The 19,150-nt window shown below is 70.2% G+C and carries 20 protein-coding genes; 13 read left to right on the top strand and 7 right to left on the bottom strand.

The annotated features are described in order from the left end of the window. The first annotated feature begins 21 nt into the window (after positions 1-21). The 7 genes from KF708C_RS04500 to KF708C_RS04470 all read left to right on the top strand — a co-directional run bounded on the left by KF708C_RS04500 (position 22) and on the right by KF708C_RS04470 (position 5,557). Positions 22-1,065: an SPFH domain-containing protein gene (locus KF708C_RS04500; protein ID WP_059410880.1), complete on the top strand. Its 1,044-nt coding sequence runs from the start codon at positions 22-24 to the stop codon at positions 1,063-1,065. Positions 1,066-1,075: 10 nt separating this feature from the next. Further along, a complete protein-coding gene (locus tag KF708C_RS04495; protein ID WP_059410879.1) occupies positions 1,076-2,611 on the top strand; it encodes a DUF4178 domain-containing protein in 1,536 nt (511 codons plus the stop codon). A 6-nt stretch (positions 2,612-2,617) separates the two neighbouring features. Next, positions 2,618-2,800, top strand: coding sequence for a hypothetical protein (locus KF708C_RS04490; protein ID WP_020200389.1), 183 nt, complete (start codon positions 2,618-2,620; stop codon positions 2,798-2,800). A 19-nt stretch (positions 2,801-2,819) separates the two neighbouring features. Continuing rightward, complete coding sequence (speD, locus tag KF708C_RS04485) at positions 2,820-3,197, top strand: adenosylmethionine decarboxylase (protein WP_020200388.1); 378 nt, start codon at positions 2,820-2,822, stop codon at positions 3,195-3,197. A gap of 98 nt (positions 3,198-3,295) precedes the next feature. Further along, positions 3,296-3,739: a Cd(II)/Pb(II)-responsive transcriptional regulator gene (locus KF708C_RS04480; RefSeq protein WP_020200387.1), complete on the top strand. Its 444-nt coding sequence runs from the start codon at positions 3,296-3,298 to the stop codon at positions 3,737-3,739. Between the two features lie 622 nt (positions 3,740-4,361). Beyond that, positions 4,362-4,781, top strand: coding sequence for a nucleoside diphosphate kinase regulator (gene rnk / locus KF708C_RS04475; protein WP_020200386.1), 420 nt, complete (start codon positions 4,362-4,364; stop codon positions 4,779-4,781). 431 nt (positions 4,782-5,212) lie between these two features. Further along, complete coding sequence (locus KF708C_RS04470) at positions 5,213-5,557, top strand: hypothetical protein (protein WP_029043047.1); 345 nt, start codon at positions 5,213-5,215, stop codon at positions 5,555-5,557. A gap of 277 nt (positions 5,558-5,834) precedes the next feature. Here the strand turns inward: KF708C_RS04470 and ypfJ are convergent, their stop codons facing one another. From ypfJ to gcl, 6 genes are all read right to left on the bottom strand, one after another. After that, positions 5,835-6,719 carry a KPN_02809 family neutral zinc metallopeptidase gene (gene ypfJ, locus KF708C_RS04465; protein ID WP_020200384.1) on the bottom strand — a complete coding sequence of 295 codons (885 nt, stop codon included), beginning with the start codon at positions 6,717-6,719 and terminating at the stop codon, positions 5,835-5,837. 119 nt (positions 6,720-6,838) lie between these two features. Beyond that, on the bottom strand, positions 6,839-8,305 hold the full coding sequence (pyk, locus tag KF708C_RS04460; protein WP_020200383.1) for a pyruvate kinase: 1,467 nt from the start codon (positions 8,303-8,305) through the stop codon (positions 6,839-6,841). Between the two features lie 65 nt (positions 8,306-8,370). Next, positions 8,371-9,681, bottom strand: coding sequence for a glycerate kinase type-2 family protein (locus KF708C_RS04455; protein WP_059410878.1), 1,311 nt, complete (start codon positions 9,679-9,681; stop codon positions 8,371-8,373). 82 nt (positions 9,682-9,763) lie between these two features. Then, on the bottom strand, positions 9,764-10,687 hold the full coding sequence (glxR, locus tag KF708C_RS04450; RefSeq protein ID WP_059410877.1) for a 2-hydroxy-3-oxopropionate reductase: 924 nt from the start codon (positions 10,685-10,687) through the stop codon (positions 9,764-9,766). Positions 10,688-10,947: 260 nt separating this feature from the next. Beyond that, positions 10,948-11,730: a hydroxypyruvate isomerase gene (gene hyi, locus KF708C_RS04445; protein ID WP_059410876.1), complete on the bottom strand. Its 783-nt coding sequence runs from the start codon at positions 11,728-11,730 to the stop codon at positions 10,948-10,950. Positions 11,731-11,797: 67 nt separating this feature from the next. Further along, complete coding sequence (gene gcl / locus KF708C_RS04440; RefSeq protein ID WP_059410875.1) at positions 11,798-13,573, bottom strand: glyoxylate carboligase; 1,776 nt, start codon at positions 13,571-13,573, stop codon at positions 11,798-11,800. A gap of 355 nt (positions 13,574-13,928) precedes the next feature. On the opposite strand from gcl, the gene KF708C_RS04435 reads away from it, so the two are divergent. The 6 genes from KF708C_RS04435 to KF708C_RS04410 all read left to right on the top strand — a co-directional run bounded on the left by KF708C_RS04435 (position 13,929) and on the right by KF708C_RS04410 (position 18,310). Continuing rightward, entirely contained in the window at positions 13,929-14,864 is a 936-nt protein-coding gene (locus KF708C_RS04435) for a hypothetical protein (RefSeq protein WP_059410874.1), read from the top strand. A gap of 254 nt (positions 14,865-15,118) precedes the next feature. Then, positions 15,119-15,958: a hypothetical protein gene (locus tag KF708C_RS04430; RefSeq protein ID WP_156173727.1), complete on the top strand. Its 840-nt coding sequence runs from the start codon at positions 15,119-15,121 to the stop codon at positions 15,956-15,958. Then, on the top strand, positions 15,955-16,461 hold the full coding sequence (locus KF708C_RS04425) for a hypothetical protein (protein ID WP_231586383.1): 507 nt from the start codon (positions 15,955-15,957) through the stop codon (positions 16,459-16,461). The genes KF708C_RS04430 and KF708C_RS04425 overlap by 4 nt, the downstream gene beginning before the upstream one ends. Beyond that, entirely contained in the window at positions 16,462-16,965 is a 504-nt protein-coding gene (locus KF708C_RS04420; protein ID WP_059410871.1) for a hypothetical protein, read from the top strand. Positions 16,966-17,024: 59 nt separating this feature from the next. Continuing rightward, positions 17,025-17,942 (top strand): LysR family transcriptional regulator, encoded by a 918-nt coding sequence (locus KF708C_RS04415; protein ID WP_059410870.1) that lies wholly within the window; start codon positions 17,025-17,027, stop codon positions 17,940-17,942. Then, positions 17,939-18,310 (top strand): DUF2784 domain-containing protein, encoded by a 372-nt coding sequence (locus KF708C_RS04410; protein ID WP_059410869.1) that lies wholly within the window; start codon positions 17,939-17,941, stop codon positions 18,308-18,310. The genes KF708C_RS04415 and KF708C_RS04410 overlap by 4 nt, the downstream gene beginning before the upstream one ends. 3 nt (positions 18,311-18,313) lie before the next feature. On the opposite strand, the gene KF708C_RS04405 is transcribed toward KF708C_RS04410, so the two are convergent. Further along, on the bottom strand, positions 18,314-19,150 hold the full coding sequence (locus KF708C_RS04405; protein WP_059410868.1) for a crotonase/enoyl-CoA hydratase family protein: 837 nt from the start codon (positions 19,148-19,150) through the stop codon (positions 18,314-18,316).

Here is a 19,150-nt window from a genome sequence, read left to right as displayed (position 1 = left end):
TCGCGCAACCTGGGGATTGCCATGAGCATCGGATCGTTCATCAAGAAGCAGTTCATCGACATCATCCAGTGGACCGAGGACAGCGATGGCGTGCTGGCCTGGCGCCACCCGATGGAGGACATGGAAATCCAGTACGGCGGCAGCCTGACCGTGCGCGAGTCGCAGATGGCGGTGTTCGTCAACGAAGGCAAGATCGCCGACGTGTTCGGGCCCGGCATGTACAAGCTCACCACGCAGACGCTGCCGGTGCTGACCTACCTGAAGAACTGGGACAAGCTGTTCGAGTCGCCCTTCAAGTCGGACGTGTATTTCTTCAGCACGCGCCTGCAGATCGGCCGCAAGTGGGGCACGGCGCAGCCCGTCACCATCCGCGACGCCGATTTCGGCATGGTGCGGCTGCGCGCGTTCGGCCTGTACTCGTACAAGATCGCCGACGTGGCGAAGTTCTACACCGAGATCAGCGGCACGCGCGCCGAGTACACGCGCGACGAGGTGGAGGAACAGCTGCGCAACCTGCTGGTCGCCACCATGACCGCCACGCTCGGCGGCGCCGCGGTGCCGTTCCTCGACATGGCCGCCAACCAGGCGCTGATGTCGCAGACCATCCGCGAGCGGCTCGCGCCGGAGTTCGAGCGCTACGGCGTGGCGCTGGACAATTTCGCGGTGACGAACGTGTCGCTGCCGGAAGAACTGCAGAAGGCCATCGACACGCGCATCTCGATGGGCATGATGGGCGATATGGCCAAGTACACGCAGTACCAGGTGGCCAGCTCGATCCCGCTGGCCGCGCAGAACGAGGGCGGCGTGGCGGGCCTGGGCGCGAGTCTCGCGGCCGGCGCCGTGATGGGCCAGGCGATGGCGGGCGGGCTCGGCGCCGCCGCGCCCGCGCCGGCCGTGCCTCCCGCCGCGCCGGCTGCTGCTGCGGCTGCTGCGGCTGCTGCGCCGGCGGCCGACGACCCCGCCGCGCGCCTGCAGAAGCTCAAGGACCTGCTCGACAAGGGCCTGATCTCGCAGGCCGACTTCGACAACGCCAAGGCCGAGATCCTGAAGAAACTGGTTGGCTGACGCGCGGCGCATGCAAGAGATCAACTGCCCAAGCTGCGGCGCGCCGGCGGCGTTCCGCTCGTCGGCCGCCGTGATGGTGGTGTGCGAGTACTGCCACAGCACGCTGCTCAAGGATGCGGACACGGTCAGGGACATCGGCAAGATGTCCGCCGTGCTGGAGGACTACACGCCGCTGCAGCTCGGCACCGGCGGGCAGTGGGACGGCCAGGGCTTCACGCTGGTCGGGCGCATCCAGTTGCGCTACGACGCCGGGCTGTGGAACGAGTGGTACCTGCTGTTCGACGACGGCAGCGACGGCTGGCTGGCCGACGCCTCCGGGCAGTACATGCTGACGCGGCGCCATGCCGCCGGCGCGCAGGCCGGCGCAGCACCGCTCGATGCAGCCCAGCTCGACGGCGCGCCGCTGCCGCGGTACGAGCATCTCGCGCCGGGCGCGAGCCTGTTCTTCGACAAGCACCGCTACCTCGCCAGCGACGTGCGCAGCGCGCGCTGCACCGGCGGCCAGGGCGAGCTGCCGTTCGCGGTCGGCGCGGGCTGGACCGCGCAGGTGGCGGACTTCCGCGACGAGGGCCGCTTCGTCACGCTCGACTACGCCGACGGCTACCCGCCCGCGGTCTACACCGGCGCGGCGGTCACGCTGGACCAGCTCAAGTGCCAGTTGCTGCGCGACAAGGAGCAGATCGCCGGCAGCGCCGACCGCTACCGCGGCAAGGCCGTGCCGCTGGCCTGCCCGGGCTGCGGCGGCCCGATCGCCTACCGCGCCGGCGTGGCCAGCTTCGTGGTCTGCCCGAGCTGCCACAGCCAGATCGACTGCACCACCTCGACCGCGCTGGTGCTGGAAAAGCAGCGCGAACTCGACGCGCTCCAGACCAGCCTCGCGCCCGGCGACACCGGCACCATCGACGGCACGCCGTACATCGTGCTGGGCCTGATGCAGTGCACCGACCGCGACGAGGACGAAGCCTCCACCTGGGTCGAGTACCTGCTGTTCAGCGAGCAGCGCGGCCTGCTGTGGCTGGTCGAGCAGGCGGACGGCTGGGACCGCGTCGAGGTGCTGGACACGTGGCCGCGCACGGTGTCCGGCGATGCCGTGAGCTACCAGGGCCAGACCTTTCGGCAGGGCTACGACTACCAGAGCGAGGTGCTGTACGCGGCCGGCACCTTCAACTGGCGCGTGCAGGTCGGCGACACCACGCGCCTGACCGAGTACGGCAAGCGGGCGCGGCGCCTCACGCGCGAGACCTCGGCCACCGAGATCGTCTGGACCCTGTCGACCACCGTGGCGCGCGCGCAGGTGGCGCAGTGGTTCAAGTCCAGCCCCGGGCTGGCGCAGGCCGCGCGCGCGCTGCCGGCGGCGCGGCCCGCGGACAGCGGCGCGGACCTGGCCTTCTGCCGCAAGAGCGCCAAGGTCTACGCCATTCTTCTCGCCATCCTCAACGTGCCCGTGGCCCTGGTCACGGGCCGGGGCTGGTTCACCCTCGTGATCGGCTTGCTGCTGCTGTGGGCGCCGATCTGGCTGGTCCGGCGCTGGGCCGGAAAGGACTGAGTCAGCGTGCGTCTGCTTTACCTCGTCTACGGCATCATCGTGCTGTTCGGCACGACCTTCTTCAACCTCGGCGACACCGGCCGCGCGGGCTCCGGCTCCTCGGGCTCGTCCGGCTACTCGGGCGGGCGCGGCTGGGGCGGCGGCTCGTCCGGCTCGAGCGGCTGGTCCTCCGGCGGCGGCCACAAATGAGCCGGCGGAGCGCGCAGCCATGAACGCCCCGGCCCTGCCGTGCCCGGCCGTGCTCGGCCACCACCTGCTGGCCGACCTGCAAGGCGTGGCGGCCGAACTGCTGGCCGACGCCGCGCTGGTCGAGCGCGTGCTGTACCAGGCCGCGCAGGCCGCCGGCGCCACCGTGGTGGACGCGCGCTTCCGCCATTTCGGGCCGGGCCTGGGCGTGACCGGCGTGCTGCTGCTGCGCGAGTCGCACATCAGCATCCACACCTGGCCGGAATACGGCTTCGCCGCGGTGGACGTGTTCATGTGCGGCGCGGCCCGGCCGGCGCTGGCGGTGGAGGTGCTGCGCGCGGCCTTCGCGCCGCGCGCGCTGCACGTGCGCGACGAGGCGCGCGGCCCCGCCGTGGCGTGAGCCGCGCTGGCGGGACCGGGCGCGATGGACTAGACTCAAGGCAACCCTGTAACGACTACAGGGTCTTTTGCCTGATGCAGGCATCACCCGGAGTCGGCATGAGAATCGGTGAACTGTCCCGCCACAGCGGCTGCGACGTGGAAACCATCCGCTACTACGAGCGCGAGGGCCTGCTCGACGCGCCCCAGCGCGAAGACAACGGCTACCGCCGCTATGGCGACGGCCATCTGCTGCAGCTCAATTTCGTGCGGCACTGCCGCTCGCTGGGCATGAGCCTGTCGGACGTGCGGCGGCTGCGCGACTTCGAGCGCGATCCCACGCTCGCCTGCGACGACATCAACGCGCTGCTGGACCGCCAGATCGAGCAGATCCACGCCCAGCGCGTGGCGCTCGAGGCGCTGGAAGGCCAGTTGCGGGCGCTGCGCCATACCTGCGGCGGTCAGCAGCATCCCGCCAGCGAATGCGGCATCCTGCAGAACCTCCAGCAGGCCGCGGCCGGCGCCGCCTGCGAATGCCATCCGCATCCCCAGGGCCATCATTGACGCCTGCCGGCGTCTCCGGCGCCTTCTTAAGAGACGGCGGCGCCTGTGCTACGATCCCCTTTGTCCGCCGCGCACCACGCTGGTGAAAAGCGGCGAATGCGGCGTGCCGGCGAGCCGGTCCGCGGCGGCCGAGTGAGCCATCGCTCTCGCCGCGCGCCACGCCGGTTCGGGGAAGCACGCTGTTTCGCGGTTGTTCTTGCCGCTGTTTCCCCCCGCCGTTTCGTCGTTGTTTCGCCGTTGTTTCGCCGCTCTCGCTCCGGACTGCCCACCCACTTTTGCCGCACGCATGATGCCCTGCCGCCTTGTCCCGACCGCCGCCACGCCTGCCCGTACCGGGCAGGCCGGCGCGCGCGCGTGGGCGGCGCCGGCACGGCGCGCGCAAGCCAAACAGGCCACCGCCTGCCGCCGGGTCAGCGCACCGCCTGATCCCGCCCGGTTCACCGCCTGACGTCTCCCCAGCACGCAGGTAAGCGCCGAACCGGGCCGAGCCACACCCTGTTCGCGGTTTTTCCGTCGCATCCGACGGCCCGACTTGTTCCCTGACCTGGCAGCGCCGGGCCGATCCCGCGCGGATCGCGCCCGCGGGCCGGGTCCACGCACCGACACCTAGCGAGGATCCACCATGACGGCTTCATCCAAGCAGCAACCGACCCTTTACCTGACCGAGCTCGACGTCACCCGCCTCGAGCGCATCGCCAGCCGCGCCGGCGCGGCGCCGCTGGCCGAGATGCTCGACAGCATCCTCGCGCGCGCCGCCATCGTGCCGGCCGAGGCCATTCCGAAGGACGTGGTGACGATGAACTCCAGCCTGATGTGCGCGCTGGAAGGCGAGGCGGCGCCGCGCCGCTGGACGCTGGCCTATCCGGACACCGCCGATTTCGACGCCGGCCGGCTCTCGGTGCTGTCGCCGGTGGGGCAGGCGCTGCTGGGCGCGCGCGCCGGCCAGACCGTGAGCTATCGCCTGCCGGACGGGCGCGAGCAGAGCGTGACGGTCATCGAACTGTCGTTCCAGCCCGAGGCCAACGGCCAGTTCACGCTGTAGTCCCGCGGGCGGCGCAACAGCCGCATTCCAGAGCCATTCCGCAGATACGGGAACGCCCCCGGCAGGGGTTCCCGGCCCGCGCCGCCCGCGTCGCGCCGGCGGCGCGGAGGTCCCTTCGCGCGCTTCCCCCGATCCCCGCCAGCCCGCCTCCGGCCTCGGCCGGCCACCATCGCGCGCCATTTCCGGGAGGCCCTTGCGCCACCCGCTCGCCGCCGCCGTTCGCTTCTCGCGCACGCCGTTCGCGCTGCAAAGGCGCCGTTCGTCCGGACTTCCAGCGTTTCACGACTCGCAACGCACCATTCGTCGCAGCGGTATTTCTCGTTGCAGGCCGAACCACTAATCTTCAGTTCGTGCTCGCAGCGCAACATAGATTGCCGCGGCCGATGGCAAGGCAGACAAAAAAATACATAGATCAGTTGAAGGAGTCCCAAATGAATGCCAAACGTATCCTTGGCAGCGCCTTAGGCGTATTGATCCTGGCCTCGTCGGCCGCGGCGCTGGCCGCTCCCGCCGGCAGCAAGGTCGGCAAGTTCGAAGTCTATGCGGACGCGCTGCGCAAGTTCGACGTGTACACGGAAGGCGCCAAGAAAGACAAGTTCGACCCGTTCACCGACGGCCTGCGCCAAGGCAAGTTCGATCCGTTCACCGACGGCGCCCGCCAGGGCAAGTTCGATTCGTTCAGTGAAGGCGCGCGCGCGGCCGGTGGCGAAATCGCGGCGTCCTCGCTCGACAACGCGCGTTCCGGCGACGGCTCGCTCTACGGCTACCGGGTCTGACCCGATGCGCCGTGTCGCCTGGCGGTCACTTCGGTGACCGTCTCGCGTCAGGGGCCCGCCGCCCCGTCCTACCGTTTTATCTCCCACCCGCCCGGCTGACCTCCTCCTCCTTCTCTCTCCCGCCGGGCGGGTGATTTTTCCTCCGCCGTTCCGCCGTTCCGCTGTCCTGCTGTCCCGCCGTCCTCCGCGCCGTTCCCGGTTTCATCTCCCCGCAGCCTTGTCCCGTCCCGCCTGAACGCGGTCGATGCCGTTCGTGCGCGCATTCGCGCGCGCGCCATCAGAGCTGCTTGGCGGCGAAGGTGTCGCACTTGCGGATGTCGCCGCTGTCGAGGCCCTGGCGCAGCCAGCGCACGCGCTGGTCGCTGGTGCCGTGGGTGAACGCTTCCGGCACCACGTAGCCCTGCGCCTGGCGCTGCAGGCGGTCGTCGCCGATGGCGGCGGCGGCTTTCAGGCCTTCCTCGATGTCGCCGGGTTCGAGCAGTTGCTGGTTCATGCGCTCGGCGGTGGCCGCCCACACGCCGGCCAGGCAGTCGGCCTGCAGCTCCACGCGCACCGAGAGCTGGTTGGCCTGCGCCTCGCCCATGCGGCGGCGCGCCGCGTCCACCTTGCCGGACACGCCCAGCAGGTTCTGCACGTGGTGGCCCACTTCGTGCGCGATCACGTAGGCCTGGGCGAAGTCGCCGCCGGCGCCGAAGCGCTTGCGCAGTTCGTCGTAGAACGCCAGGTCGATGTAGACCTTCTGGTCGCCGGGGCAGTAGAACGGCCCCATCGCCGACTGCCCGGTGCCGCACGCGGTGGGCGTGGCGCCGGTAAACAGCACCAGCGTGGGCGGCGCGTAGCGGCGGTTGAGGTCGGTCTCGAAGATGTGCGACCAGGTGCGCTCGGTGTTGCCGAGCACCTTGCGCACGAACACCGTCATCTGGTCGTTGGCGGGCGCATGGCTGGGCACGTGCTGCTGGGTCTGCGGCTGCTGCCCCTGCAGCACCGAGGCGCCCTGCATGATCACGGTGGGGTCGATGCCGAAGAAATAGGAGGCCGCCAGCGCCACGATGATGGTGCCGATGCCGATCGTCCTCGGCCCCGCGCCGAAGCCCCCGAATCCGCCTCCGCCTCCGCGGCGGTCTTCTACGTTCTGGCTTTCGGCTTCGTCATCGAGACGCATGGTGGCTCCGCGTTGCTGGTGTGGCTTGTCTGGCTGTCCGGTGGCTGCGGCGCGCAGTGCGCCACGGCGTGCCGGTCAGTATAGCAACGGCGGTGCAGCCAGCGAACGGGAGTGATGTATCAGGCCGTAACCGCCGCCGCGGCCGCCAGCGGCGCGCGCGCCGGCGCGGCGCCCGTGACTTCGGCCACGCGCAGCAGGTTGGTGGTGCCGCCCTGGCCGAACGGCATGCCCGCCGCGATGGTGATCTGGTCGCCGGCCTGCGCGTAGCCCTCGGCCAGCGCCGCGCCGGTGGCGGCGTTCACCATCTCGTCCACGCTCTGCACGTCCGGGCTCACGGTGGAATGCACGCCCCACGCGATGGCCAGCCGGCGCGCGATCTCCAGGTTCGGCGTGATGCTGACGATCGGCGCGCACGGCCGCTCGCGCGCGGCGCGCAGCGCGGTGGCGCCGGACGACGTATAGGTGACGGTGGCCACCGCGCCGATGATCTGCGTGACCTCGCGCAGCGCCGCGCAGATCGCGTCCTGGCGCGTGGACAGCGGCGCCTCGTGCTGCGCGTCGAGCAGGTTGCGGTAGAGCGGGTCGCGCTCCACCTCGGCGATGATGCGGTCCATGATGGCCACCGCCGCCACCGGGTGGCGGCCGTTGGCCGACTCGGCCGACAGCATCACCGCGTCGGCGCCGTCGTAGATCGCGCTGGCCACGTCGGAGGCTTCGGCGCGCGTGGGCACCGGCGAGTCGATCATCGATTCCAGCATCTGCGTGGCGATGACGATGGGTTTGCCGTGCTGGCGGCACACGCGCAGGATGCGCTTCTGCACGCCCGGCACGCGCTCGGGCGGCAGCTCCACGCCGAGGTCGCCGCGCGCCACCATCACCGCGTCGGACACGCGCACGATCTCCTCCAACTGCTGCAGCGCGGCCGGCTTCTCGATCTTGGACAGCACGCCGGCGCGCGTGCCGATGATCTCGCGCGCCTCGACGATGTCGGCCGGGCGCTGCACGAACGACAGCGCGATCCAGTCCGCGCCCAGCGCCAGCGCGAAGTCGAGGTCCTTGCGGTCCTTCTCGGTCAGCGCCGGGATCGGGATCACCGCGTCGGGCACGTTGACGCCCTTGCGGTCGGACAGCGTGCCGTGGTTGACCACGCGCGTGACGATGCTGCCGCTGGCCACCGACTCGATCTTCAGCTGCACCTTGCCGTCGTCGATCAGCAGCGACTGCCCCGGCGCGGCCGCGCGGAACAGCTCCGGGTGCGGCAGGTGCACGCGGGTGGCGTCGCCGGGGCCGGGGTCGCTGTCGAGCACGAACACGTCGCCGGCCCGCACCGCCACCTTGCCGGCGGCGAAGGTGCCGATGCGCAGCTTCGGACCCTGCAGGTCCGCCAGCACGGCGATGGGCCGGCCGGTCTCGGCCTCCACCTGGCGCACCGCGTCGTAGCGGCGGCGGTGGTCCTCGTGCGAGCCGTGGCTGAAGTTCAGGCGGAACACGTCGGCCCCGGCCTCGAACAATTGCCGGATCACCTCGATGTCGGTGCTGGCCGGGCCGAGCGTGGCAACGATCTTGGCTTTGCGCTGGCGTCTCATGTGGTCTCCTCTTCCATTCTCGGGCGGCGCGCCGCGGCGGGCGCGCCTGGGTTCATGCGCGTTGCCTACACGATCAGGATCGCGCGGAAATCGTTCACGTTGGTGCGGGTCGGGCCGGTCACGATCAGGTCGCCGAGGCCGTCGAAGAAACCGTAGCCGTCGTTGTCGGCCAGGTGCGCGAGCGCCGACAGGCCGCGCGCCCCGGCGCGCGCCAGCGTGTCCGGCGACAGCAGCGCGCCGGCGTTGTCCTCGGAGCCGTCGATGCCGTCGGTGTCGCAGGCGATCGCGTGCACGCCGGGCTGGCCGTCGAGCGCCGCCGCCAGCGCCAGCAGGAATTCGGCATTGCGCCCGCCGCGGCCGCGGCCGCGCACGGTCACGGTGGTCTCGCCGCCGGACAGCAGCACGCACGGTTTGCGCAACGGCTGGCCGTGCTGCGCGATCTGCCGGGCGATCGCCGCGTGCACCAGCGCCACCTCGCGCGCCTCGCCCTCGACGCTGTCGGACAGGATGTGGGCCTCCACGCCAAGCGCGCGCGCGCGCGCCGCGGCCGCTTCCAGCGCCTGCTGCGCGGTGGCCAGCGTGACGGCGCGGTGGCCGGCGAAGCGGGCGTCGCCGGGCTTGGGGGTCTCGCCGGCGCCGCTTTCCAGGTGCGCGCTCACGCGGGCCGGCAAGTCGATGCCGTACCTGGCGATCACCGCCAGCGCGTCGGCGCAGGTGGTGGCGTCGGGCAGGGTCGGGCCGCTGGCGATCAGCGTGGGGTCGTCGCCGGGGATGTCGGAGATCAGCAGCGTCTCCACGCGCGCTGGCGCGCAGTGCAGCGCCAGCCGGCCGCCCTTGAGCGCCGACAGGTGCTTGCGCACGCAGTTGATCTCGCCGATGTCGGCGCCGCTCCTGAGCAGCGCGCGGTTCACCGCCTGCTTGTCGGCCAGCGTGATGCCGGGCGCGGGCGCGGCCAGCAGCGCCGAGCCGCCGCCCGAGATCAGGCACAGCACGAGGTCGTCGGCGCCCAGGCCGCCGACCAGCTCGACCATGCGCCGGGCCGCCTGCTGGCCGGCTTCGTCGGGCACCGGGTGCGCGGCTTCGACGACCTCGATCCTGCCGCACGGCGCGCCGTGGCCGTAGCGCGTGACCACCAGCCCGGACAGCTCGCCCTGCCAGTGCCGCTCCACCGCCTGCGCCATCGCGGCGGCGGCCTTGCCCGCGCCGATCACCACGGTGCGCCCCCTGGGCGGCGCCGGCAGCTGCGGCGGCAGGCAGTGGCTGGCGCTGACGGACGCCACGGCCGTGTCGAACAGGTCGCGCAGCAGCGCGCGGGGATCGCCGAGGCCGGCCGGGCGCGGCGCCGGCAGGGCGGAGTAGGAATCGGTGGCGTACATGGATGGGTCCGGAAATGCGGTCTCCCCGGCGCCGCCGGGGAGCGGTACTGGCCTGCCGGCGCGGCAGGCCGCGCTGGCGTGCTTACTTGCCGCCCTTGGCGATCTCGTGGTTCGACATGATCTCGATCGCGCGGCACAGCGCCGAGTGATCCTGCTTGCCCAGCCCGTTGGCCGCGCAGGTGTTGAACAGCTCCTGCGCGGTGGCGGTGTTGGGCAGCGCCACGCCGAGCGTCCTGGCGCCCTGCAGCGCGAGGTTCAGGTCCTTCTGGTGCAGCTCGATGCGGAAGCCCGGCTCGAAGGTGCGCTTGACCATGCGCTCGCCATGCACTTCCAGGATGCGCGAGCTGGCGAAGCCGCCCATCAGCGCCTGGCGCACGCGCGCCGGATCGGCGCCGGCCTTCGACGCGAACAGCAGCGCCTCCGACACCGCCTGGATGTTCAGCGCCACGATGATCTGGTTGGCCACCTTGGTGGTCTGGCCGTCGCCGTTGCCGCCCACCAGCGTGATGTTCTTGCCCATCAGCTCGAACAGCGGGCGCACCTCGTCGAACGCTTCCTGCGGGCCGCCCACCATGATGGTCAGCGAGGCCGCCTTGGCGCCCACTTCGCCGCCCGACACCGGCGCGTCCAGGTAGGCCGCGCCCAGCTTGTTGATGCGCGCGGCGAAGACCTTGGTGGCGATCGGCGAGATCGAGCTCATGTCCACCACGATCTTGCCGTGCGCGGCTTCCTTGCCCGCGGCCTTGAGCGCGGCGGCCACGCCCTTGTCGGCGAACAGCACCGCTTCGACGTGCGGGGTGTCCGGCACCATGATGACGATGATGTCGGCGCGCTTGGCCACTTCCTCGGCGCTGGTGCAGACCGTGACGCCGGCCTCGACGAGCGCCTGCGGCGCGGGATTGACGTCATGCACGAACAGCGTGTGCCCGGCCGCGCGCAGGTGGCCCGCCATCGGCGCGCCCATGATGCCCAGGCCGATGAAGCCGACGTTGCGTTGGTTTGCCATGTGTTGTCTCCTTGGAGCGAAAAAATGAAATGAAGCCAGCGGTTTTTTTTTGAGTGGGCCCAAGCCGCCAGAGCCAGCCCAGGCAAGGTGTTCGCCCTCTCCCCTCACGGGGAGAAGGCCGGGGAGAGGGGCGGTTTGACCAGGAGCCACATCAAGCGGGGCCAGCGGCTGTTTCCCGCACGGCGGCATTCGCAGGCGCCAGCCCTCTCCCCCGGCCCCTCTCCCGCTCGCGGGAGAGGGGAGCAAACAAGCGGCGGTCTTTACTGCACGCCAAGCTCCGCGCGCCACCCCAGCCCGTCGACCGTGGTCGTCTTCGGCTTGTACTCGCAGCCGACCCAGCCGTCGTAGCCGATCTGGTCGAGCCACTGGAACAGGAAGCGGTAGTTCAGCTCGCCGGTGCCCGGCTCGTTGCGGCCCGGGTTGTCGGCCAGCTGCACGTGCCTGATCTTCGGCAGGTTGGCCTTGAGCGTGGCGGCGATCTCGCCCTCCATGCGCTGCATGTGATAGATGTCGTACTGCACGTAGAGGTTGGGCGCGTTGACCTGCGCGATCAGGTCCAGCGCCTGGCGCGTGCCCGACAGGAAGAAGCCGGGAATGTCGAAGGTGTTGATCGGCTCGACCAGCAGGTCGATCTGCTCGGCGGCGAGCGCCTGCGCGGCGAAGCGCAGGTTTTCCACCAGCGTTTCCTGCGCCTGTTCCTGCTTCACGTTCTGCGGCTGGATGCCGACCAGGCAATTCAACTGGCGCACGCCCAGCACCCTGGCGTACCGGAGCGCCTCGCCCACGCCGTCCTGGAACTCGCCGACGCGGTCGGGGTGGCAGGCAATGCCGCGCTCGCCCGCGTCCCACTTGCCGGCCGGCAGGTTGTGCAGCACGAGGTCGAGCTGGAAGCGGTTGAGCCGGTCCGCGATCTGGTCGGCGTGGAAGGCGTAGGGAAACAGGAACTCCACGCCGCGGAAGCCCGCGCGCGCGGCGGCTTCGAAGCGGTCGAGGAAGCCCGTTTCGGTAAACAGCATGGTCAGGTTGGCGGCCAGTCTTGGCATGTCTTCTCTCCGGAAAAATGGCATCCGCGCGCGCCCGCAAGCGCGCGCCGTGTGCTTGCGTTGCGGGTCAGGCCGTCTCGGCCTCTTCGCCGAGGACGGCTTCCTCGATGTCTTCGACCGGCTCGAACTCGTTGATGTTGTCGATCTCGGTGCCCATCGCGATATTGGTCACGCGCTCGAGGATGACTTCCACCACCACCGGCACGGAGAACTCGGCCATCAGCTCGCGCGCCCGCGCGAAGGCCGGCGCGATGTCTTCCGGCCTGAACACGCGCAGCGCCTTGCAGCCCAGCCCTTCGACCACCTTCACGTGGTCCACGCCGTAGCCGTCGAGCTCGGGCGCGTTGACGTTGTCGAACGCGAGCTGCACGCAGTAGTCCATGTCGAAATTGCGCTGCGCCTGGCGGATCAGGCCGAGGTAGGAGTTGTTCACCACGAGGTGGATGTAGGGCACCTTGAACTGCGCGGCCACGGCCAGTTCCTCGATCATGAACTGGAAGTCGTAGTCGCCCGAGATGGCCACCACGTCGGATTCCGGCGCGGCCACCTTGACGCCGATGGCGGCGGGAATGGTCCAGCCCAGCGGGCCGGCCTGGCCGCAGTTGATCCAGTGGCGCGGCTGGTTGACCGAGAGGAACTGCGCCGCGGCGATCTGCGACAGGCCGATGGTGGAGACGTAGCGCACGTCGCGCGGGAAATACCGGTTCATCTCGCGGTACACGCGCTGCGGCTTGACCGGCACGTTGTCGAAATCGCTCTTGCGCAGCATGGTGCGGCGGCGCTTCTGCACGTCCGCCACCCAGCGCTTGCGGCACGGCAGGCGGCCGGCCATCTTCATCTCGCGCGCGATCTCGACGAACAGTGCCAGCGCGGCCTTCGCGTCGGACACGATGCCCAGGTCCGGGCCGAACACGCGGCCGATCTGCGTCGGCTCGATGTCCACGTGCACGAACTTGCGGCCCTTGGTGTAGACGTCGACGCTGCCGGTGTGGCGGTTGGCCCAGCGGTTGCCGACGCCGAGCACGAAGTCCGACGCCAGCAGGGTCGCGTTGCCGTAGCGGTGCGAGGTCTGCAGGCCCACCATGCCGGCCTGCAGCGGATGGTCGTCGGCCAGCACGCCCCAGCCCATCAGCGTCGGCACCACCGGCACGTTGACCAGCTCGGCGAACTCGACCAGCAAATCGGCCGCGTCGGCGTTGATGACGCCGCCGCCGCACACGATCAGCGGGCGCTCGGCCGCGTTGAGCATGGCGATGGCCTTTTCAATCTGCGCGCGCGAGGCGCTCGGCTTGTACGGCTGCAGCGGCTGGTAGGTGGCCGGGTCGAACTCGATCTCGGCGACCTGCACGTCGAACGGCAGGTCGATCAGCACCGGCCCCGGGCGGCCCGAGCGCATCAGATGGAAGGCCTGCTGGAACACCTGCGGCACCAGCGCCGGCTCGCGCACGGTCACGGCCCACTTGGTCACGGGCTTGGCGATCGACTCGATGTCCACCGCCTGGAAGTCTTCTTTGTAGAGCCGCGCGCGCGGCGCCTGGCCGGTGATGCACAGGATGGGAATCGAGTCCGCCCACGCCGAGTACAGGCCGGTGATCATGTCGGTGCCGGCCGGGCCCGAGGTGCCGATGCACACGCCGATGTTGCCGGCCTCGGCGCGCGTGTAGCCTTCCGCCATGTGCGAGGCGCCCTCGACGTGGCGCGCCAGGAAGTGGTCGATGGTGCCGGCGCGGCGCATGGCCGAGTAGAACGGATTGATGGCGGCGCCGGGCACGCCGAACGCGGTGGTGATGCCTTCTTTTTCCAGTACGGCGATGGCCGCGTCGACTGCTCTCATCTTGGGCATGTCTGTCTCCAATGTGCCTGCAATGTGTTCCGGGCAATGCCGGGATGCTGGGAATGGCGGTGATTCACTGTTGGAGGCCATGCTATGCCCGCGGGCGGGGCGGGATAAAGGGAAGCGGGATCAGTTGATTCGATACTCCGAGTATGGAATCGCGCCGCGGGACGTGATTTGCGCTGCCGCGCAACGGGGGATTACCGCACGTTGTGTGACGGCAACGATACGTCCGAATTTGCGGGAAAAGCCCCGCGCCGCGCCACCGCGCATCCCTGCGCGCGCGCCAAATGGCGACAATGTGCGCACGCGCGCGCGCCACCGGCGCCGCGCGCGGAAATGACTCACCGCAAACCGAATTGCCATGCTGACCAGGCTCCCCACCACCCGCGAGCTGCTCGACGCGCTCAAGCGCAAGCCTTCATCCCCGTCCGACACTCCCGCCCCGCGCCACGCCGGCCTCGATCCGGCGCGGCTGCAGCGCGGCCTGTTCGGCCTGTTCTGGGGCTGCTCGCTGGCGGCGCTGCTGGTGGCCGGCGCGGTGCTCTACGCCCGCGCGCGGCACCAGGCGCCCGCGCCGTGGCTGCTGCGCCTGCTCTACTGCCTGCTGGCCGGCAGCGTGGCCGGGCTCGGCGGCGTGCTGCTCAGCCACGCGCCCGCGCTGGCGCGCCGGCTGCGCGACCCGCTCGGGCCGCTGGCCGAGCAGATCGACCGCCCCGACGACGCGGAAAGCGCGCTGCTGCGCGCGCTCGCGCGCATCCCGGCGCAGGCGCTGCGCGCGCGCGGCCGCCGCGTCGAGCTGCATCTGCGCATGTGGGAAGGCATGGCGAAGATCGCGGCGCTGCTGGTGGCGGTGAGTCCGCTGGCGCTGATGCTCGTCACCGGCCTGCTGGAGCTGCCGCGCAAGGGCGCGAGCCTGGTGCCGCTGCTGTCGCTGTACGGCGTGGCCTTCGTGGCCGGCGCCGCGCTGGTGGTGTTCCTGCAGTTGCAGGTGGCGCGGCCGCTGCGGCGGCTGGCCTACGTGCTGGCGGAAGCCGCGGAGATCAGCGCCCAGCTCGGCCGCGCCGCGGTGCCAGCGGGGGCCGCGACGGCGCGCGGCGTACCCGTTGCAGCGGTCCGGACCGCCGTGCCGTCGCCGGCGCCGGTGCCGCCGGACAGCGTGGACGGTCTGGACAGTCTGGACCGCCAGGAGGAAGGCCCGGCGTCGCCGGATCAGGCCGCCAGCCAGGCCATCGATCACGTCGACGGACCGGCCATCGATCAAGCCACCGGGCAGGTCGACGATCAGGCCACCAGATAGGTCCGCGCCAACCGCATCCGGCAGCGGCCCCTGATCGTTGAAGTCGTAACCGGAGCTGCGCGCCATGCAGCCGCCGGACTCGCCTTCGCCGTTGCCGGCACGCGAGCAGAAGCGATAAGAGGCGAGACGACGCGCAAGATGGCGCGCATTACGGAAATATCCGCAACAGCGTTGGGAAAGGCCTGAGCAAGCGGGCGCGCGGTGCGCGCTAGCCTGATCCGCGGTGTCGACTTCACGGCACTTCAGGAGAATGAATGGCACGTTTTCTCAGGATGGACGGCAGCAGCCTGCCCGCCCGGATGACCCTGATCGGCGGCAATACCCTGTGGTTCAAGGTGTCGGGACTCGGACCCGACCGCAAGCACCTGCGCATCGCCAGCTCGTCGCTGGCGGCGCGCGTGTCGGTGGTGTCGGCGCGCGACAGCAACGTCGAGCAAAAGCTCAAGCTCGACATCGGCGACGTCCGCATCGCAACGCGCGCGACATTGACCGCGCATACGCAGGGCGGGGCGCCGGATCACGCCACGCAGGGCGTCGAGATCCAGCTCGAACCGGCGCTGGCCCTGCCGCCCGCCGGCGACGAAACCGGCATGCTGGCGCGCCTGCTGCTGGCCGAGGCCAAAGGCCCCGGCCAGCCGGGCTTCGTTTCCCAGTCGCGCACGCTGCTGTCGATGCAATGGATGCGGCATGTGCTGCTCAACCGGCTCAAGTTCGGGCCCAGGTTCTTCGGCGCCGGCAACGCGGGCACGCTGGCCGCGCTGATCGTGGCGCCGAAGCAGGTGGAGGGGTTTGAGCAATATCCGACCCTTGCGGGCAACCTGAACAGGAATTTGCAGGACCTGGCGAGGATTGCCAACGACGCAACCGATTCACGCCACATCGCCACCCGGGAATTCGTGAAGGATGCGATCGAGGTAGCCAAAGGCACCAAGCCAGGTAGCGATCCGTGTCCCACAGGCTTGTACGCCTGGAAGACCGCCGAAGCGAAATCTCCCGGCCGGAACTTCGTGAAGTTTGCGACGGAGAGCGGCAATGATTTCTACACGCTCACCCAAGAGTTCCTCCGCGACCCATTGATGAAGGACCGGAAATGAGGACGATCGCAACCAAGATGGGACTATCCGGCTTGCTGCTGGCCCTGCTGCTTGCCTCCGCACCGTCGATGGCAGGCGACGCGCTGCCCGACGCATTCGGCAGCCCGCCCAAGGGGCGTTTTGTCGTTTCGCAGAATCCGTACTTCCTCGAGCCCGAGCGCGCGATCCGCAACCGCGTCGCCATTGACGGAAAGAATCGCGTCACCAACCACTTCTGCGTCGTCGGTTACGAATGGCCGAACGGAAATCTGCAGGTCTGGGTCAACTGGCGCGAGCAGAAGACCAACATCCTGTGGGACGGCAGTATCTACAAGGACACGCGCGAGAAGCAATTGACGATGGCACGCCGCAACCTGCGTCTGGGCAAGGATACGGTGGCGACGCAGGACGACCTCAACGGCAGCACCTATCTGGAGACGCACGCGTGGTGGCACGCGATCGCCGACGACTGCATGGCGAATGGGGAGAAGTACACCATCAAGCCATTCAGGCGGACCCGGTAGATGACCGGCGCGCGCATCGCTTGCATCGGCCTGGTGGCGGTCGTCCTTTCCGCGCCGCTGCCGGCCTGCGCCGGCGCGGACCTGCCCGATACGTTCGGCAGCCCGCCCAGGGGCCGGTTCGTCGTTTCGCGGAACCCATACTTTCTCGGGCCCGAGCGCGCGATGCGCAACCGCGTCGCCATTGACGGAAAGAACCGCGTCGCCAACCACTTCTGCGTCGTCGGTTACGAATGGCCCGATGGCAATCTTCAGGTGTGGGTGAACTGGAAAGAGGAGAAGACCAACATCCTCTGGGACGGAAGCGAATACCGGGACATGCGCGAGGCAGGACTGACCACCGCGCGCCGCAACCTCAAGCTCGGCCGGGACACCGTGGAAACGGTGGACGACATCAACGGCAGCACCTATCTGGTCACGCACGCGAGATGGCATTCCATCGCCGACGACTGCGCCGCGCACGGCGAAAAATACGTCATCAAGCCGTTCCGCTCCAAGCCGCGCTGACCCCTGCGCGCGCCGCCTGCGCCAAATGCGCCACAATGGCGGGCAGGAGACGGACGAGCATGGACAAACTCAAACAGATCGAGGCGTTCATCGCCGTGGTGGAACACGGCAGCATGGCCGCGGCGGCGCTCACGCAGGGCGTGACGCCGGTGATGATCGGGCGGCGCATCAATGCGCTGGAGGCGCGCATCGGCGTGAAGCTGCTGCACCGCTCGACGCGCCGCATCGTGGTGACGGAGCAGGGCGCGGCGTTCATGGAGCAGTGCAAGAAGGCGCTGGCGGACCTGGACCGCGCCGAGATGCTGATCGCCGAGGGCAAGCACAAGGCCACCGGCCACCTGATCGTGTCGGCGCCGGCGGCGTTCGGGCGCAAGCACGTGGCGCCGCATGCGCCGGCGTTCCTGGCGGCCAACCCGGAGGTGCAGATTTCCTTCAACCTGACCGACCGCGTGGTGGATCTGGTGCGCGAGGGGTATGACGTGGGCATCCGCATCGGCGGCGCCATCGACCCGAACTTCGTCGCCATCAGGCTGGCTACCAACAAGCGCGTGGTGTGCGGCACGCCGGCCTACTTCGCGCGCCACGGCGTGCCGCACACGCTGGACGACCTCGCGCAGCACAACTGCCTGGCGTTCAACCTGCAGGGCGGCCAGCAGCGCGGCTGGTATTTCCGGCAGGACGGCAGGACGGTGACGGTGCGCGTGAACGGCAACCTGGACTGCAACGACGGCGAGCTGCTGCACCGCTGGACCGGCGAGGGCCTGGGGCTGGGCTGGCGCTCCACCTGGGAGATTCTGCCGCAGCTGGAGAGCGGCGAGCTGATCACGGTGCTGGACGACTACGCGCTGCCGGACTACGACATCCTCGCGGTGTACCCGCAGCAGCGCCCGGTGCCGGCCAAGATCCGTTTCTTCATCGAGCACCTCAAGGCCGCCTTCGCGGCGCCGGGCTACTGGACCGGACGGCACGCGCCATGATGGCGGCGTGGCTGGCCGGCGCGGTGGTGCTGGCGCACCTGGCCTTCATCCTGTTCGTGACGTTCGGCGGCGTGCTGGTGCTGCGCTGGCCGCGGCTGGCGTGGCTGCACCTGCCGGCGGCGGCGTGGGGCGTGGCGGTGGAGTGGAGCGGCTGGATCTGCCCGCTCACGCCGCTGGAGAATGCGCTGCGCGAGCGCGCCGGGCAGCAGGCCTACGGCGGCGATTTCGTGCAGCACTACGTCATGCCGCTGATCTATCCGGACGGCCTCACGCGCCACGCGCAGTTCGTGCTGGGCGCGCTGGTGCTGGTGCTCAACGCGGCGGTCTACGCGGTGCTGTGGCGCCGGCGGCGCGGCCGGCGCGCGTGAGCGCTAGGCGGCCGGCTTGAACACCGGCGCGCGTTTTTCCAGGTTGGCGAGCACCGCCTCGCGCTGGTTGGCGGTGCCGATCAGGCGGTCCTGCTCGACCGATTCCGCCCGCAGGATGGCGGCGCCGTCGTGGCCCCCGCCGTCCTCGCCGGCGCGCAGCAGCCGCTTGGCCGCGCGGATGGCGTCGGGGCTGCGGCCGGCGATCTCGCGCGCGGCGGCCAGCGCGGCGGCGCGCGGGTCGTCCACCAGCGCGGTGGCCAGGCCGAGCGCGCAGGCTTCCTCGGCGCCGACGATGCGGCCGCTGTAGACCAGCTCGCGCAGCCGGTCCGGGCGCACCAGGCCGCGCATCAGCAGCATGCCGGCCATGTCCGGCACCAGTCCCCACTTGATCTCCATCACCGACATGCGCGTGTCCGCGCCGACGTAGCGCAGGTCGGCGCCGAGCGCCACCTGCAGCCCGCCGCCGAAGGCCACGCCGTGCACCGCGGCGATCACCGGCACCGGCAGCTCGCGCCACACCATGCAGGCGTACTGCGGCCGGTTGGAGATGCCGTGCGTGCGCGCGGCCAGCCGGCCCGCGCCGATGCCGCCGCTGGCGCCATCGGCAATGCCGGCCATGCTCTGCATGTCGAGCCCCGCGCAGAACGCGCGGCCTTCGCCGGACAGCACCACCGCGCGCAGGTCCGGCTCGTTCATGAGGCGCTGGCCGGTCTCGATCAGCGCGTCGAACATGGCGGGGTCGAGCGCGTTCATCTTGTCGGGGCGGTTGAGCCGGACCTCGGCCACGCCGCGGTCGATGGTGAGGACGATGCGCTGCGCGCCGTGTGCGGGGTCGGTCAT

Source organism: Cupriavidus basilensis (genome assembly GCF_000876015.1).
Lineage (GTDB): Bacteria > Pseudomonadota > Gammaproteobacteria > Burkholderiales > Burkholderiaceae > Cupriavidus > Cupriavidus basilensis_B.
Note: the sequence above shows the minus strand (reverse complement) of the source record. Positions and strands in the feature narration are given on the sequence as shown.

What these genes read in the sequence shown, in the direction of transcription:
- KF708C_RS04500 (WP_059410880.1), top strand. Translation starts at nt 22, where the DNA reads ATGAGCATCGGATCGTTCATCAAGAAGCAGTTCATCGACATCATCCAG.
- KF708C_RS04495 (WP_059410879.1), top strand. Translation starts at nt 1,076, where the DNA reads ATGCAAGAGATCAACTGCCCAAGCTGCGGCGCGCCGGCGGCGTTCCGC.
- speD (WP_020200388.1), top strand. Translation starts at nt 2,820, where the DNA reads ATGAACGCCCCGGCCCTGCCGTGCCCGGCCGTGCTCGGCCACCACCTG.
- KF708C_RS04480 (WP_020200387.1), top strand. Translation starts at nt 3,296, where the DNA reads ATGAGAATCGGTGAACTGTCCCGCCACAGCGGCTGCGACGTGGAAACC.
- rnk (WP_020200386.1), top strand. Translation starts at nt 4,362, where the DNA reads ATGACGGCTTCATCCAAGCAGCAACCGACCCTTTACCTGACCGAGCTC.
- KF708C_RS04470 (WP_029043047.1), top strand. Translation starts at nt 5,213, where the DNA reads ATGAATGCCAAACGTATCCTTGGCAGCGCCTTAGGCGTATTGATCCTG.
- ypfJ (WP_020200384.1), bottom strand. Translation starts at nt 6,719, where the DNA reads ATGCGTCTCGATGACGAAGCCGAAAGCCAGAACGTAGAAGACCGCCGC.
- pyk (WP_020200383.1), bottom strand. Translation starts at nt 8,305, where the DNA reads ATGAGACGCCAGCGCAAAGCCAAGATCGTTGCCACGCTCGGCCCGGCC.
- KF708C_RS04455 (WP_059410878.1), bottom strand. Translation starts at nt 9,681, where the DNA reads ATGTACGCCACCGATTCCTACTCCGCCCTGCCGGCGCCGCGCCCGGCC.
- glxR (WP_059410877.1), bottom strand. Translation starts at nt 10,687, where the DNA reads ATGGCAAACCAACGCAACGTCGGCTTCATCGGCCTGGGCATCATGGGC.
- hyi (WP_059410876.1), bottom strand. Translation starts at nt 11,730, where the DNA reads ATGCCAAGACTGGCCGCCAACCTGACCATGCTGTTTACCGAAACGGGC.
- gcl (WP_059410875.1), bottom strand. Translation starts at nt 13,573, where the DNA reads ATGCCCAAGATGAGAGCAGTCGACGCGGCCATCGCCGTACTGGAAAAA.
- KF708C_RS04435 (WP_059410874.1), top strand. Translation starts at nt 13,929, where the DNA reads ATGCTGACCAGGCTCCCCACCACCCGCGAGCTGCTCGACGCGCTCAAG.
- KF708C_RS04430 (WP_156173727.1), top strand. Translation starts at nt 15,119, where the DNA reads ATGGCACGTTTTCTCAGGATGGACGGCAGCAGCCTGCCCGCCCGGATG.
- KF708C_RS04425 (WP_231586383.1), top strand. Translation starts at nt 15,955, where the DNA reads ATGAGGACGATCGCAACCAAGATGGGACTATCCGGCTTGCTGCTGGCC.
- KF708C_RS04420 (WP_059410871.1), top strand. Translation starts at nt 16,462, where the DNA reads ATGACCGGCGCGCGCATCGCTTGCATCGGCCTGGTGGCGGTCGTCCTT.
- KF708C_RS04415 (WP_059410870.1), top strand. Translation starts at nt 17,025, where the DNA reads ATGGACAAACTCAAACAGATCGAGGCGTTCATCGCCGTGGTGGAACAC.
- KF708C_RS04410 (WP_059410869.1), top strand. Translation starts at nt 17,939, where the DNA reads ATGATGGCGGCGTGGCTGGCCGGCGCGGTGGTGCTGGCGCACCTGGCC.
- KF708C_RS04405 (WP_059410868.1), bottom strand. Translation starts at nt 19,150, where the DNA reads ATGACCGACCCCGCACACGGCGCGCAGCGCATCGTCCTCACCATCGAC.